This window comes from Candidatus Hydrogenedentota bacterium, assembly GCA_012523015.1.
GTDB lineage: Bacteria > Hydrogenedentota > Hydrogenedentia > Hydrogenedentales > CAITNO01 > JAAYBJ01.
Window position 1 is genome coordinate 1 of sequence record JAAYJI010000085.1, and the last position, 15,089, is coordinate 15,089.

General features: G+C 52.4%; 10 protein-coding genes. 6 read left to right on the plus strand and 4 right to left on the minus strand.

The annotated features are described in order from the left end of the window. Positions 1-82: 82 nt before the first annotated feature. Positions 83-346: a hypothetical protein gene (locus GX117_03970; GenBank protein NLO32499.1), complete on the minus strand. Its 264-nt coding sequence runs from the start codon at positions 344-346 to the stop codon at positions 83-85. Positions 347-752: 406 nt separating this feature from the next. On the opposite strand from GX117_03970, the gene GX117_03975 reads away from it, so the two are divergent. The 3 genes from GX117_03975 (at position 753) to GX117_03985 (ending at position 6,499) form a co-directional block, all read left to right on the plus strand. Beyond that, positions 753-1,646 carry a methionine synthase gene (locus tag GX117_03975; GenBank protein NLO32500.1) on the plus strand — a complete coding sequence of 298 codons (894 nt, stop codon included), beginning with the start codon at positions 753-755 and terminating at the stop codon, positions 1,644-1,646. A gap of 7 nt (positions 1,647-1,653) precedes the next feature. Then, positions 1,654-2,982: an anaerobic sulfatase maturase gene (locus GX117_03980; GenBank protein ID NLO32501.1), complete on the plus strand. Its 1,329-nt coding sequence runs from the start codon at positions 1,654-1,656 to the stop codon at positions 2,980-2,982. A gap of 178 nt (positions 2,983-3,160) precedes the next feature. Continuing rightward, complete coding sequence (locus tag GX117_03985; protein ID NLO32502.1) at positions 3,161-6,499, plus strand: hypothetical protein; 3,339 nt, start codon at positions 3,161-3,163, stop codon at positions 6,497-6,499. A gap of 69 nt (positions 6,500-6,568) precedes the next feature. On the opposite strand, the gene GX117_03990 is transcribed toward GX117_03985, so the two are convergent. Further along, positions 6,569-7,375: a ZIP family metal transporter gene (locus GX117_03990; GenBank protein ID NLO32503.1), complete on the minus strand. Its 807-nt coding sequence runs from the start codon at positions 7,373-7,375 to the stop codon at positions 6,569-6,571. A 147-nt stretch (positions 7,376-7,522) separates the two neighbouring features. Here GX117_03990 and GX117_03995 point away from each other — a divergent pair, with 147 nt between their 5' ends. After that, the gene (locus GX117_03995) at positions 7,523-8,104 is read left to right on the plus strand and encodes a manganese efflux pump (protein NLO32504.1); all 582 of its coding nucleotides are present in this window, start codon (positions 7,523-7,525) and stop codon (positions 8,102-8,104) included. 116 nt (positions 8,105-8,220) lie between these two features. Then, positions 8,221-9,573, plus strand: a complete 1,353-nt coding sequence (locus GX117_04000) for an NCS2 family permease (protein NLO32505.1) — start codon at positions 8,221-8,223, stop codon at positions 9,571-9,573. A gap of 112 nt (positions 9,574-9,685) precedes the next feature. Here GX117_04000 and GX117_04005 read toward each other — a convergent pair whose 3' ends face one another. Both GX117_04005 and GX117_04010 read right to left on the minus strand, forming a co-directional pair. After that, positions 9,686-10,111, minus strand: a complete 426-nt coding sequence (locus GX117_04005; protein ID NLO32506.1) for a nuclear transport factor 2 family protein — start codon at positions 10,109-10,111, stop codon at positions 9,686-9,688. Positions 10,112-10,345: 234 nt separating this feature from the next. Then, positions 10,346-10,660: a hypothetical protein gene (locus GX117_04010; GenBank protein ID NLO32507.1), complete on the minus strand. Its 315-nt coding sequence runs from the start codon at positions 10,658-10,660 to the stop codon at positions 10,346-10,348. A 311-nt stretch (positions 10,661-10,971) separates the two neighbouring features. On the opposite strand from GX117_04010, the gene GX117_04015 reads away from it, so the two are divergent. Then, positions 10,972-15,039, plus strand: a complete 4,068-nt coding sequence (locus tag GX117_04015) for a DUF5011 domain-containing protein (protein NLO32508.1) — start codon at positions 10,972-10,974, stop codon at positions 15,037-15,039. Positions 15,040-15,089 lie beyond the last annotated feature (50 nt).

The window sequence follows — 15,089 nt, forward strand, 5'->3', positions numbered from 1 at the left end:
ACAAATAAAAGACGAATTCTTTGAAACTAACAACCCTTCATCATCAACATCTCTCATAATTCAGTTCTCCTTGCCCTCTACACTAATTTAAAGAAGGTAACTGTATCAAGGTTGTTGTCAGAGAGGGATCAAAACCCATGCCCTCATTCCATGTCTCCGTCTCGCTCGCATCAATGTCATTGGTAAGGATATAGGTCCCTGACAAAGGCCAGCCACCTTCATTACCAATCTTTTGCAACTCTTCAACCGTAGCGATTTCTATGGTTGCTGCTCCGGCGTAGCGCGCTACACCGCACAAACACATGAGTCCCGCCATTACATACCGATACCATTGATTCCCATTCATGACTTATCTCCATAATTTGTTGAGAGCCCGATTCAACACTTAAGAGGTGTTACCTTATTTATGAGTTTTCTTTATATTGCATAGCACTGCCGGTCAAGGCTGCGCCGGCGTTCAGGGGAAGTTATTGGCGATGGAGGAGATCTCCGAATTTCGACGGTAAGAGAAAAGACATATTCATAGGATCAAGGTATGAAGAAGAAGAGGAAAGTAGATTATAATAAGGTGAGAAAGAAAAGATTCCTCTTTGACGATACACTCTTTTTCCCGATAGGAGCCGGGGCTTAAAGCCTATGAATTTATTAGCGATCATAAAGTCGACCTGATTTTCAATTTATCTTGCATTTCATTTCTTTATTAAAGTAACAAGATCAACTTAATCATAATTTCTGAAACGGGAGATTTTTTTATGGCAACACTCCTCGATACACTGAACGAGAAAAGAATATTGGTATCAGATGGAGGCTGGGGTTCCTTCCTCTTTGCGCGCGGTTTGAAACCCGGGGACTGTCCGGAACTATGGAACCTTGAGCATCCCGAGGAAGTGCGCACGATTGCAAGCATGTACGCCGAGGCAGGCGCTGATATAGTCTTGACCAACAGTTTCGGCGGCACGGCACTCAATCTTGCTCAATACGGCTTGGCAGAACGCTGCGTGGAAATTAATCGCAGTGCAGCACGCCTTTCCCGAGAAGGCGCCGGGGCGGATGTGTTGGTTCTCGCTTCCATAGGACCCAGCGGCAAAATGCTTCTCATGGGCGACATATCGGAAACGGAACTTTACGACAGCTTCGCAGAGCAGGCCCTTGCTTTGGCAGCGGGCGGTGCCGATGCCATCATCGTGGAGACCATGACCGCCTTAGACGAAGCGGGCTTAGCGGTAAAAGCTGTTCATGAAAACACGCAATTGGACATTGTGGCGTCCTTAACTTTTATGGACACGCCCCACGGCTATCGCACAATGATGGGTGTTTCTCTTGAAGAGATGGTCCCTGCCATGCTGGAAGAGGGCGCTGCTTTACTGGGTGTGAATTGCACTTTGGGTTCCAAGGAAATGGTGCCCCTGGTCGGAGAACTGCATGCTTTAGCGCCGGACACGCCGCTCTTGGTTCATCCCAATGCGGGCCAACCGCAGTACCAATCCGATGGCAGTGTATACTATCCTGAAACGCCGGAAGAGATGGGCGCGGCAACGGCCGACTTGATCGCTGCCGGCGCGTCCATCATTGGCGGCTGTTGCGGTACGGGTCCGGATCATATCCGTGCCATCCGCGCCGCCGTAGATCTTAGCCTGAACCAATAGGCAGCTTATGATGCATTCTTCAGCTTATGCGAATCGGCCTTTTCATGTGATGGTCAAACCGGTGGGTTCCTCGTGCAATCTACGGTGCAGCTATTGCTTTTATCTGGAAAAGAAAAAACTATATCCCCATCGTCGGGAACCGAAAATATCGGACAGTCTCCTCGAAAGCTTTATAGAACAACATTGTGCTGCACAGGCGCGCCAATCGGAAATTCATTTTGCTTGGCAAGGTGGTGAGCCGACCCTCGCGGGGCTGCCCTTCTTCAAAAAAGTCATTGCCCTCCAACAACGCTATGCTCAAGGCAAAGCCGTTAAAAACGCATTGCAAACCAACGGCATCCTGTTCGACAACGAATGGGCAGATTTCCTCAAAGAACAGGATTTCTTGGTGGGACTTTCTCTCGACGGACCGGAACGTTTTCATGATCGCTACCGCCGTGATCCCTCAGACGGGCCCACTTTTCAACGGGTCATGGAAAGTCTGCGTCTCTTGAAAGAGCACGATGTAGCCTTCAACATTCTCGCTTGTGTAAATCGGCAAACAGCACAAGCGCCCGAAGATGTGTATCGCTTTTTGCGTGCCCATGGTTCGGGATTTATCCAATTCATTCCCATTGTCGAGCGCCGTGTTGTACAGGCGTCTGAGGACGCGCTGACGCTCGTCGCTCCCGATGATCCGGTAGAGGCAGCCGTCACGGAATGGAGTGTGCGTCCCCGCGACTACGGACTTTTCCTCCAACGCATATTCGACTTATGGGTACGCGAAGATGTGGGCCGTGTCTTCATCCAGCTCTTTGATACTGCCTTGGAAGCATGGCTGGGCTATGAACCGAGCCTGTGTTTTTTCAAGGAATGCTGCGGTGATGCGTTGATCTTAGAATATAACGGCGACCTCTATTCCTGCGACCATTTTGTATATCCTTCCCATCTCTTAGGAAATCTCAACGATCTTTCCCTCATCGAATTGGCGCGCTCCGCCCAACAACAGCGCTTTGGTGAGGACAAACGGGATCGATTGCCGCAGCAATGCCGTGCGTGCCCCGTCAACTTTGTGTGTCATGGGGAATGTCCGAAGCATCGATTTTTGCGGACTGCAGACGGTGAAAAAGGACTCAATTATCTCTGCGAAGCCTACCGTCATTTCTTCGCCTATATCAATTCTTACATGCGTTTCATGGCGCAGGAACTGCAACAGAACCGAGCGCCTGCCAATATTATGGAACAGCTCCGGCGGGCTGAAACAACGAAGAAAGAACAATTGGAACCCAATGCCCCGTGTCCTTGCGGCAGCGGCAAAAAATATAAGAAGTGCTGCGGAACAAAAAGCAAGTCTTGATCGGAAATGCCCATTAAAGAAACGGGCTCGACAAGGGGAACTTCTTTTGTTTATGGTTCCGAAAACCGATATGATGATTTCATGATCGCATGCTGTAGTCTGATGCAACGTGTGGCTTAGGGCGTGTAGGAACAGTTCCCTTTCCGCCCCCCCTCACGACGCATCAAAAGGAATTGCCATGAGCATTTACCATCACTCACGCGCTATATGTGGTTGTCTTCTTCTCCTGCCGCCCTTGCTCTTCTACAGTGTTGCCGCGGCGGCGCCCCTGCCTATTTCGTCCTTAGGAGAACTTCAAAAGATCGGCAATGATGCGGGCTACCCCCTTAACGGGGATTATGTGCTCACTAAAGATCTAGATGCTTCGGAAAGTGCCTTATGGAATGACGGTGCCGGATTCATTCCTATTGGCTACAATTCCAACCGCGCTTTTACCGGACAATTCGACGGACAGGGTCATGTCATTTACGGGCTTCATATCAATCTTCCCGAACAAAATAATGTAGGACTCTTTGGTTATGTCGGCGTCAATGGTTCCGTCAGCAGCCTCAGCGTCGAAAACCAGCATATCATCGGCAGATCCGCCGCCGGCGGCGTGGTCGGCGTGAATGCGGGCGTTATAAACGACTGTTACGCCACTGGTACGGTAGAAAGCTTTGATTATGCGGGAGGACTCGTCGGATGGAACACCGGTATCATCCATCGAAGCTATGCCGCATCTGAAGTCATGGTTGTGAGAGAAGGCGGCGGATTCATTGGCACAAACTGGGGCTATGTATACGACTGCTACGCCACCGGTTCCATTACGGGCACCACCTATGTGGGCGGGCTCATTGGCCGCCATTACGGACGTCTCTACGCCTCTTATGCCACAGGAGCGCCGCAGGGCAGCACCTTTGTGGGCGGACTCGTCGGATCCAATGAAGGGATGATTGACTGGAGCTTTTGGGACACAGACAGCAGCGGACAATATGAACGTACCGGCGGGCGCGGCTTGCCTACCGAGAAAATGCAGCAGATCTCCACCTTTCAAATTGCGGGCTGGTCGGGCCGCGGCTGGGTCATGGAAGAAGGCGATTATCCCCATCTCCAATGGGAGGCTTTGACACTTCCTGAAATCCCTCCGTCGGGACCGCCGCCCTTCCCCGGCAACGGCAGCGCAGCGACTCCCTACCAAATTGGAACGGCCGCACATTTTGCGTTGCTCAGCCAGTACGCCGCCGTGCTGAGCGCCCATATTGTGATCACCGCAGACTTGGATTTGTCTGACACGATCTTATATCCCATCGGCGAGGGAAGCGGCTTTCGAGGCGTTTTTGACGGCGGCGGACACGTGCTGCGTCACGCTAAAGTCATCGAACCCACGCGCCGCTATGTGGGCATCTTTTCCGCGCTCGGCGAGGGGGGCAGCATACATCATATTGACCTTGAAGATTATTATATGGAGGGCAACGACTACGTGGGCGGACTGGCGGGTAATGCAGAAAAAGCGGTGATAAGCGATTGCTACGGAGAGGGTGTGGTTGTAGGCAATACCAATGTGGGGGGATTGATCGGCTACAACAACAACGGCTCCGTGGTCTATTGCAACGGCTACACTTCCCTGACGGGAAGCGAAAATGTGGGCGGTCTCATAGGCGGTAATTACTTGGGGACGATCAGCGATTGTTCCGCCATCAGCACCATTGACGGCAATTCCTACATGGGCGGGCTCATGGGATTAAATTATATGGGCAGCCTCAGCAATTCTTATGCGGAAACAGAAATTATTGCCAACGCAAATTCTTCCTCAGTGGGCGGACTCATCGGGTACAACGGATTTGGAAGCGTCGTGACCGCCTGCTATAGCGCGGGAGAAGTCATGGGGGAAAAAAACATGGGCGGGCTCATTGGCGATAACAAGGATGGAACCGTCAATGGTTGCTATAGCAGCTGCTCCGTTGCAGCCATCTCCTATGTGGGCGGACTCGTCGGCACGAACTCTCTTAACAGCGCCATCAACGCTTGCTATGCACGGGGTGCGGTATTCGGCGAAACGCACGTGGGCGGACTGGTCGGCTACCATCCGGGCTCAATCTTGTGGAGCTTTTGGGATCGGGAGACCAGCGGCCAAGAGGACAGTTACAGCGGGCAAGGCTTAAGCACTGCCGAGATGACAAGTCTGGACGTTTTTCAGAATGCAGGATGGGGCGACTGGAATTGGGTCATGGTGGAAGGCGAATATCCGCGTCTACTCTGGGAACGCCCGACATGGCCCCTCATAGCGGATCCGGTCCTCCCCTTTTCAGGACAGGGCACTGCAGCGGATCCTTTCAAGATCGGCACTGCCCAAGAATTCGCCCTGCTGAGTCAATACGCACAAAGCCTCACTGCTCACATAAGATTGCGTTCTGATATCGATCTGCTTGATCTCCCTCTTCAAAGCATAGGCGAAGGATCGGGCTTTCAAGGTGTCTTTGACGGCGCCGGATACGTCCTGCACAACCCCGGCATCCTCATGCCTACCCGCAAAAATGTGGGACTTTTTTCGGTCTTGGGTCAAGGAGGCATCATCCAAAATCTCAAGGTCCAATCAATTAGGGTTGTGGGTCGAGAAAATGTGGGCAGTCTGGCAGGCGAAAACAGGGAAGGAACCATTCGCAACTGTCAGGTACTGGGCTCCGTGTCCGGTGTCAGCACGGTGGGTGGATTGACAGGACAGAACGACAAGGGCGTTGTCGAAAACAGCCGTATGATCGGGCTTATCACCGGTGATTCTTATGTTGGCGGTCTCATCGGTTTTAATAAACAAGGCAGCCTTGAACGCTGTTACGCCCAAGGCATTATCGTGGGCGGTCTCTATTCCTCTTGTATAGGAGGCGGCATTGGCTACAACTCAGGTCTTGCACAAGACTGCTATTCGGGAGCGAAGGTATCAGGCTATTATTACGTGGGCGGATTCGCCGGATACAACTTTTACGATGGGAGCATCGCAAGGTGTTACGCGTGGGGCACGCTGAAAGGCAACGGCGCTGTTGGAGGACTGGTCGGCGACAACGTTGCGGGCAGTGTCAGCGCCTCTTTTTGGGATGTGGAAAGATCAGGAATAGAAAGCGGAAACGCAGGAGAAGGCCACAGCACCGCGTCCATGACCTGGCCTTATTACGACGGCTTCCTCTACGCCGACTGGAATTTTGCAACCATATGGGCACACGACAATGTTGAGCCTTTGAATCAAGGATATCCTTATCTGCGCAATGTACTTCCCACCGACGACTATCTCGCCTTGGAAGGTGATGTGGCACCACGTCCTGACGGAGACGGTAAATACAAGGTTACGGACTGGCTGCAGCTCGGACGCTTTGTGGTGGGCTTGGATATACCGGAATCGGAAAGTGAATTTCAACGCTGCGACTGCGCACCCCGTGAAACAGGCGGTGACGGCAGATTAACGACGGCGGATTGGATACAGGCAGCCCGTTATGCCGCAGGATTGGACATGCCGAAGGAAGCGTGGGGCCCCATAACGCAGCAATGAGTTGTACCGTCTTCGTGCCCAACGGCAATCACAGCGACAACAGATGCTGATGCGCGTCAGGCGCTTCCGTCAATCGAAAGCAACGGAAAGAATCATCATCAATGCAAAACCGCAGAGTAAGCCGATGGTGGGAATGTCGGTTCCCTGCCGCTGACTTTCCGGAATCAATTCTTCTGCCACCACAAAGATCATCGCCCCTGCGGCAAAAGCCAAGGCAAAGGGAAGAATGGGCAGTGCAATGACCACCAAAAAAGCGCCCGCCACTCCCGCGATAGGCTCAACAATCCCCGACAATGAACCTAAAACAAAGCTCTTCATCTTGGACAAGCCTTCACCGCGCAACGGCAGCGCCACAGCTGTACCTTCAGGAAAGTTTTGAAGAATGATACCAAGCGTCAAGGTGACGGCTCCGGCGAATCCTGCGCCGGGGATACCGGCAGCCGTCGCGCCAAAGGCTACGCCTACCGCCAATCCTTCGGGGAAATTGTGCAGCGTAATCGCCAATACGAGGAGCGTGCTCCGGCGCCACGAAGTCTGCATCCCTTCCGGGTCGCCATCGGAAAAATTCGGGTGCAGATGAGGCAGGATATGGTCGATAAGCAGCAGACATCCGCCGCCCAACAAAAAGCCCACCGTCGGCGGCAGCCAAGGGATGAATCCTAAACTGCGGCTGATTTCAACGGAAGGGACGAGCAGTGAAAAGAAACTGGCGGCAATCATCACGCCCGCAGCAGCGCCCAACAGGCAGTCGAGCACTTGTCTGTTCACTTCTTTGAAAAAAAATACGGGCGCCGCGCCCAGCGACGTAGAGACGGCTGACAGGAGCGTTGCAACGAGTGCTTGCAACACGGGATGTGCTTGTACTAAGGCTTCCATTTATTTTCTCAAACTGACCCATGCACCCATGCTTACACAGTGAATACCGGCGCGGGCAGGCACAGCAGATCTGTTTTCTTTATCAAAGGGCTTGATTTTCGCTACAATTGACTGCATTATATCTTTCACGTAAACAGGAGTCAACCGATGCCTTTTTGGTTATTGGCAGGCGTGGGAGTCGGACTTGCCATGGACGCCTTCGCCGTTGCCGTGTGCGTAAGCGTCAACCTTCCCCGCACAACACCACGCCAAATCTTTCGCCTATCCTTTCATTTTGGATTTTTCCAAGCAGTGATGCCGCTGCTCGGCTGGATATCGGGACGGTATACCGTATCTTTTATGGCTGAAATCGATCACTGGGTCGTCTTTTTACTTTTGTGCGGCATCGGCCTCCATGCACTGTGGGGCGCCTGGGCTGACAGCGAGGACAAAGAAAAAAAATGTATGGATCCCACGCGGGGATGGCATCTTATTTCTTTGTCGCTGGCAACGAGCGTAGACGCCTTCGCCGTGGGGCTGAGCTTTGCCATGTTGTCCGTTAATCTTTGGTATGCCGCCGCGCTCATCGGCATTATCACGGCGGGGCTCACCATGTTCGGCATGTTTTTCGGCAGTATGCTCGGCCGTTGTTTCGGCACCGCCTCAGAAGTTTTCGGCGGACTCATCCTCATCGGTATCGGCTTCAAAATCTTAGTGGATCATCTCATGAACGAAGCATTGCCTTTTTGAAGTTTCGTCTTTTTAAAAAAAAGATCGAGGCTCCCATGTTTTGTCGATAAATCTGCTATATAATAAATAGTGTGGACAGTTAACCAACGCTACATTTTTATCGGGAGAGCGGAACCATGCTTAACAGCTATTTTGGTATCGGCGACGCCGGTTCAACCCTACGGCGTGAAGTGATTGGTGGGTTCACCACCTTCGCCACCATGAGTTATATTGTTTTTGTGCAGCCCACCGTCCTTGCCATGACCGGAATGGATTTTGGATCGGTCGTGTTGGCTACTTGTATTTCCTCCGCCTGCGCCTGTCTGCTCATGGGGCTCTTTGCCAATTATCCCATCGCTCTAGCACCGGGCATGGGCGAGAATTTTCTGTTCGCCTACACGGTCTGCGGAGCCATGGGCTTTGCGTGGCAGTCAGGCTTGACGATTGTGTTGCTTTCCGGAATCCTATTCATGCTCTTGTCGCTCTTTCAGTTTCGCGAAAAAGTGATGGATGTATTTCCCTTGTGTTTGAAAAACGCTATCGGCCCTGCCATCGGTCTGTATATTGCCTTTGTGGGGCTTCAGTGGGGCGGCATCGTCGTTTTCAACAGTGCTACCATGGTCGCCGTGGGCAATTTGAAACACGCCACGCCGCTCATCGTCATTGCGGGCTTCTTTCTCATTGCCACCTTATCCGTTTATCGGGTTCATGGCGGTATCTTAATCGGTATCCTCTTCACAGCAGGACTGTCTGTTTTATTTAAAGTAATTCCGAGCACCCCTTCCGAGTTCAGCTGGTCTACACAGACTTTCTTCAACCTGGGATTCCGCGAATTGTGGGATCGGCGCTTGGACGCCCTGCTTGCCATTGCCATCTTTTTCTTCTTGGATCTCTTTGATACCGTCGGTACGCTAGTCGGGGTCAGTACACAAGCGGGATTGATGAGCGAGGACGGGAAACTGCCCCGTGCGGGGCGGGCATTTTTTGCCGATGCCATGGGAACCTGCATCGGCGCTTGCTGCGGCACCTCAACGGTAACCAGTTTCATCGAAAGTGCGGCAGGCGTGGCGGCAGGCGCAAGAACGGGGCTCGCCGCCATTGTGACGGGACTTTGCTTTTTAGCGGCCATTTTGTTCCTGCCCGTCATTGCGGTGGTGGGAAGGGATGTGGGGCCCGCCTATTATCAGGCGCTGGGCATTGAAGGAGCCCATGTTGCCATGTATCCCGCCGTAGCGCCCGCGCTGATCGCCGTGGGATTTCTCATGCTTTCGCCTTTAGGACGCGTTAAATGGGAGGATATCACGGAGGGACTTCCCGCCTTTTTGACTATTGCCATGATGGTATTGGGTTATGGGATTACGGAAGGCATCGCGGCAGGCTGTATCTCTTTCGCGTTGATCAAGACGGTAGCGGGCCGTTGGCGCGAAGTACACGCCATCATGTATATTACGGCACTGGCCTTTTTGCTGCGCTATGCCTTGTTGAAATAAAAATCGGGACTGTTTCGACATTGCCCGTGCCGCAGGCGTGTGAAACGCCGGGGAAGGCTTTGCGTCGCGTACAGTCCCGATGGATACTTGATTGACGAGGGATCAGCGCGGATCAGATACCGTCAGGCGCCAGTTCGAGGATCAGCCAGCCCCCTTCTTCTTTTTTCAGTTTCAGTTCAATGCTGACCGCTCCGGGAGGGCCCGCCAGATCAACGGGATAGACGGTTGCGGTGCCGTCTTCGTTCATTTCAATTTCCATATCTTCAAAAGTTACGACACCGTCATCAAGATAGCCTGCATCAATGGCGGCCTGCAGCAATTCCCGTCCTTCCGCTTTGCCGCCCACTTCAGGATGATAAAAATCTTCAGAGAAGGTGCTCATCAACAAGTCAATATTTTTGCTTTCCAAGGCGACTTTCATGTTATCCAGCGTGGACTGGATCATTTCGGCATCGGAGGGCGCATTGCCGGCAGTGACACAGCCGGTGACGACTGCAGTAATCAGGCAAAGGGCTGTTAAAACGGCTGCTTTTTTCATAGCTAGTTCCTCGTTTGGTTGGTTGAATGAACAGCGGCGACCTGTGTTAGAACAACTGACACGGTCGAATGACCACTTCTCACAAGCCTTTGACTCTCCCCGGGAAGATCGGGTTTCGTTTCTCCCATAGAGCGGAAAGGTACTACTCGCCTGCGCAAGCAGGATTGTATCTAAGGCTGTCATGATACCAAATCAACGGCGTATAAGACAATTGACAAGCGCCGACAAGCCATGTTATCCGTGGCGGAGCGAAGAATGGCGTGGGAAAGCGAGGCTAGAAACAGGGTTGAGAACCGGCGGACGGAGATGTTTTCCTCTAATGGACAGGATGGACAGGATGGACGCGATGGACGCGATGGACACGATGGACAGGATGGACGCGATGGACAGGAGACGCACAAAGCCTTCCGGTGTAGGGGCGCGATTTATCGCGCCCGAGGTGTTTGTATCGCTAAGACGCTGCGTTACGCGTGCTGGCTTGAGTACCCACGTTGGATCCCAAAAGAATTCGCCAAAGTAGGCGCGCTCATGAAACACAGAAACCTTCATAACAACAGGATCCAAAAAGCGGGGGCTTGACATTATCTCTTGATGCCGACTGATAGCGAGCCGATCCGCGGCAGTGGAACATTATGGACTCCTTCGGGTTTTTGCTTAGAACTATTGTACCGAAGATCTCTGTGATGTCCGCTTTTTTAGGATCGCTTGCATTTCAACCTTGAATCCGCCCCCTTGAATCCACCCGCAAAAAATGACTTTTTTATATTCTAATGTGTTATAATTTTACAAGATTCATAGGCACTTGTATAACAAAGCAGAGGTAAGGATCAACGTCTAAAAAAAGAGAAGGGTAAAGACAAATGAAAACAAAAAATATGCACTTGTTTTGTACAGCCGTCTTGTTGGCTGTGCTCTGTTGTATCGGAAGCGCCGTTGCACAAATAGATCTCGTCAAAAATGGGTCTTTTGAGGTAGATCCCTTGCCGGGTAGTCCCGGTTACACACAAAACATCTCAGGGTGGACGGTCGCCGGTCAAGCCATTTTGAATGGCACGAGCGGACCCTTCTATACCAGCAATTTGGGAACCATACCACAGGGCAGCAAACTCTCCGGTATGCAAGGGGCGGGCTCGCTCTCCCAAGCCATACTCGGCTTGGCACCGGGCGCCTCCCACACCTTTTCTTTTTACTACAATCTTCGTACCGGCAACCCGGGCATGAAGCTTACCGTCAAACTCGGTACGCAAACACTTTTTGGTCCTACAGTCATTACCACAAAAAGCAGCTTTACGTCATTTTCCTTTCCTTTTACCTATAATCTCGCATGGGGCAATGTACTCAAGTTTGAATTTTCAGAGCCCCAAGGGGATAACACGATCATGATCGATAATGTTAAGCTGACCACTACGGCCACGCCTCAAACTTTCAAAGTTACGCCCAGTATTTCCGGCGGCAACGGCACCGTTTCACCCAACACGCAACAGACCGTGTACGCCCACGGCTCTTCCGCCTTCACATTTACGCCCGCGGCCGGCTATCGCCTCTATTCTATTTTGGTCAATGGCGCACGCAGCAATGTCTTACCCTTTAATTACACGATTAAGGATATTACGGCTGACACAACAATCGTCGGTTCTTTTTCACTTCCGGAATGGAGTTTCAACACAGACAATTTCTTAGAGGGTTGGGAACCCTTGGTTCAAATTGCTGATTGGGAGGTCTCCAACGGCACATTACGATACAACATTGAATCCGGTGCCGCAGACCCTTCTTGGACCTCACAACCCCTGAATTTGCAGCGCAGCAGTTTCCGATGGATGAAAATCATTGCAAGAAATGACACAGGCTGCGACGGTTCAATCATCTACTTTGACGACAACACGATTCCGGGCTTTGCTGCAGGACATGAAGCCTTTTTTAGAATCACCCCCAAGGATACCCAATTAAGCGAATATTGGGTAGATTTTGAGGAAAAAGCGACGTGGAACGCAGCCACCACCATTGAACGCTTCCGATTCGATTTCCCGGATCAAAAAATCGGCAGCTCCGGTTCGTTAACCGGCAATGGCACCTTTGTGGAAGTGGATCATATTGCCCTACTGCCCGCCAGCCAAGGACCGCCCCCGCCCACAGCATCCTCCATAAAGCGCGAGAGTCCGTTGATTGCCCCCCCTGCCTATACGAAGGGAGTGGTAGCCTGGGAAGTACGCCTCAATCATAATATTGACATTACGACCCTAGGGTTGGACGATGTGGCCATAACAGCAACAGGAACCGCCGCGGCAACATTGACCGGGGCAACATTAAATCCGACCCAACTGCTTCTCGGCTATACAACGACCGGAACCGGCACAGTCCGACTTGATCTTGTTTCCGGCGGCACGGCTCGTGACATTGCCGGTCAACCCTTCGTCAGCTACACCGCAGGCGAAGTGTTTAACGTCGACAACGACGGGCCTGCCATCACCATCGGCGCGCCCTCCAAATCGGTCACCAACACAGGTCCCGTTACCTATACGGTCACCTACACAGATTCGGGAAGCGGCTTTAGCGCCTGCACCCTTGCGGCCGCCAATATCACGCTCAACAAGACGGGAACTGCAAACGGCACGGTACAAGTGACCGGCTCCGGCAATACGAGAACGGTAAGCATCAACAATATTACCGGTAATGGTTCCTTGGGAATCAGTATTGCAGCAAACACCGCCACGGACACCTTGGGCAATCTCAGCCTTGCCAAGGGACCGAGCGCCACCTTCACCGTCGACAACGTACTGCCCACCGCAACCTGCAAAGATCTCACCGTGAAGCTCAGCGCCCCCCAAATCAACGCCCAAGCTATTGATGACGGCAGCGCGGACAATGGCACTATTGTGGAATATCTGATCGATGGCGCCTCCAACAAAGTCTTTAACTGCAGCCATATGCCCTCAACGCAAGTCACTTTAAGCGTAAAAGATGGGGCTGGCAACATAAGCACCTGTCAATCCCAAGTCACCGTGGAAGACGATATTGCGCCTGTCATCACGCTGAACGGAGAAAACAATGTCACCGCGGAATGCGGCGCGAAATACACGGATGCCGGCGCAACGGTTGTCGACAACTGTGACAGCAGCGTAACTGTCACGGTCGACAATCCCGTAGACACAGACGTGGTAGGAAGCTATACCGTAACCTACACAGCAAAAGATGCAAGTGGGAACGAGACCACACAAACCCGCTCCGTCACTGTTCAAGACACCTTGAAACCGGTCATTACACGGGGTGGTGTGAATAACGTCACTGTTGAACTGGGCAATACTTATACCGATGCCGGTGCGACTGCACTTGATCAGTGTGAAGGCACTTTGACCGACTCCATCGTCACAGTAAACCCTGTGGACACGAACCAAGTCGGCACCTATACGGTGCGCTACAACGTTTCCGACGAAGCCGGCAATGCCGCAAATGAAGTGACCCGTATAGTCCACGTACGGGACACACAAAATCCTTATCTCCTTGGCGTCAGCGTAATAGACGGCAGCACCGTATCCCTTAGCTTTAACAAAGACATGGGCCAAAACGTAATGGCTGCCGAAAGTTACAGTGTATCCGGTTCAGGACGCGGCACGTTAGATGAGCATCCGAACTCCGTCACAGTAGGCACGGGAAATAGCTATCTGCTGCACTGGTCCCCTACGCAGGAAATGCTTACAGGCGGTGATATTACCATTACCGTAGCCGCAACCGTAGCCGACATTTATGAAAATACAATGGATGAGGAAGGCAGGGTCATGACCGATCTCGGCGGCGCAGTCGGCGAAGCGCCGATCATCGACAGCTGTCCTGCAGACCGAAGCTTAGGCAGCGACGAAAACTGTCAGGCGGCCGTGCCCAATTTGATCCCCGAAATCACAGCCCACGACAACTGCACCGCTACCGCCAGTCTCATCTTCACGCAAGATCCTATAGCCGGAACACTTATCGATGAAACGACGGAAGTGACGCTCACCGTTAAAGATGAAGTCGGTCATGAAAGTCCATGCACGTTGATACTGACGGTAGAAGATCAGACGGCGCCCACAGCCCTTTGTCAAGATCTAACTGTTTACTTGAGCAGTCCTTTCCTGAGCGCAGCCATGGCAGACGCCGGTTCCTCCGACAATTGCGGGATTACGTCCCTGCTGATCAATGATGAAACCGGACTATACTTCGGCGCCAGCGATATGGGTGAACATGAAATTACCCTCCAAGTCGCGGATAGTGCCGGTAATAGTGACAGCTGTACGGCAGCGCTTACCGTTGTGGATGACATTGCACCCGCCGCACACTGCAAAGATATTACGGTCTACTTGAGTGCGCCTACCATCACCGCGGCCGCCATAGACGACGGAAGCACCGATAACGTGGCTATTACATCCATGCTGATTAACGGAGCCGAACAACTCAGCTTCGACACAGGCGACGTCGGTACGCAAACGGTCACCCTGCGTGTGGAAGATGCTGCGGGCAACGCCGATGAATGCGATGCCCTCATCACCATAGTCGATGATTTGCCCGACGAAGGTGAAACGCCTTCCGGCTTCCAAGTCACCGCTGTTGGCAATACACATATTTTCGTTTCAGAAGGAGCCTCGGCAACCTTCACCGTGACGGTATCGGGAGCGCAGAGTCTGCCTTCTTACCAGTGGTACCGCCACACGGAAGACAAAGCGCTCAATGCGATTCCCGACGCCATAAGCGCAAGCTACACCATCGGCAACGTATCGGAAGAAGATTTAGGTGAATACCAATGTGAAGTCTACGATTCCGTGGCGGACGAAACCGCATGGTCACCCATCTTCATCCTGTCCTTGATCTCGGGAGTTCCGACTTCCGCACTTGCGGGACTGGCGCTCATCGCTGCCTTAACCGGCCTTGTCGGCGCACGAACACTGCGCAGAAAATAACCTCTTAATAAAGCTAAGACGCCGGCGGCTCACACAAGTCGTCGGCGCTT

Excerpts from the sequence above, each read along its gene's own strand:
- GX117_03970 (NLO32499.1), bottom strand. The coding sequence starts at position 346 with ATGAATGGGAATCAATGGTATCGGTATGTAATGGCGGGACTCATGTGT.
- GX117_03975 (NLO32500.1), top strand. The coding sequence starts at position 753 with ATGGCAACACTCCTCGATACACTGAACGAGAAAAGAATATTGGTATCA.
- GX117_03980 (NLO32501.1), top strand. The coding sequence starts at position 1,654 with ATGATGCATTCTTCAGCTTATGCGAATCGGCCTTTTCATGTGATGGTC.
- GX117_03985 (NLO32502.1), top strand. The coding sequence starts at position 3,161 with ATGAGCATTTACCATCACTCACGCGCTATATGTGGTTGTCTTCTTCTC.
- GX117_03990 (NLO32503.1), bottom strand. The coding sequence starts at position 7,375 with ATGGAAGCCTTAGTACAAGCACATCCCGTGTTGCAAGCACTCGTTGCA.
- GX117_03995 (NLO32504.1), top strand. The coding sequence starts at position 7,523 with ATGCCTTTTTGGTTATTGGCAGGCGTGGGAGTCGGACTTGCCATGGAC.
- GX117_04000 (NLO32505.1), top strand. The coding sequence starts at position 8,221 with ATGCTTAACAGCTATTTTGGTATCGGCGACGCCGGTTCAACCCTACGG.
- GX117_04005 (NLO32506.1), bottom strand. The coding sequence starts at position 10,111 with ATGAAAAAAGCAGCCGTTTTAACAGCCCTTTGCCTGATTACTGCAGTC.
- GX117_04010 (NLO32507.1), bottom strand. The coding sequence starts at position 10,660 with ATGAAGGTTTCTGTGTTTCATGAGCGCGCCTACTTTGGCGAATTCTTT.
- GX117_04015 (NLO32508.1), top strand. The coding sequence starts at position 10,972 with ATGAAAACAAAAAATATGCACTTGTTTTGTACAGCCGTCTTGTTGGCT.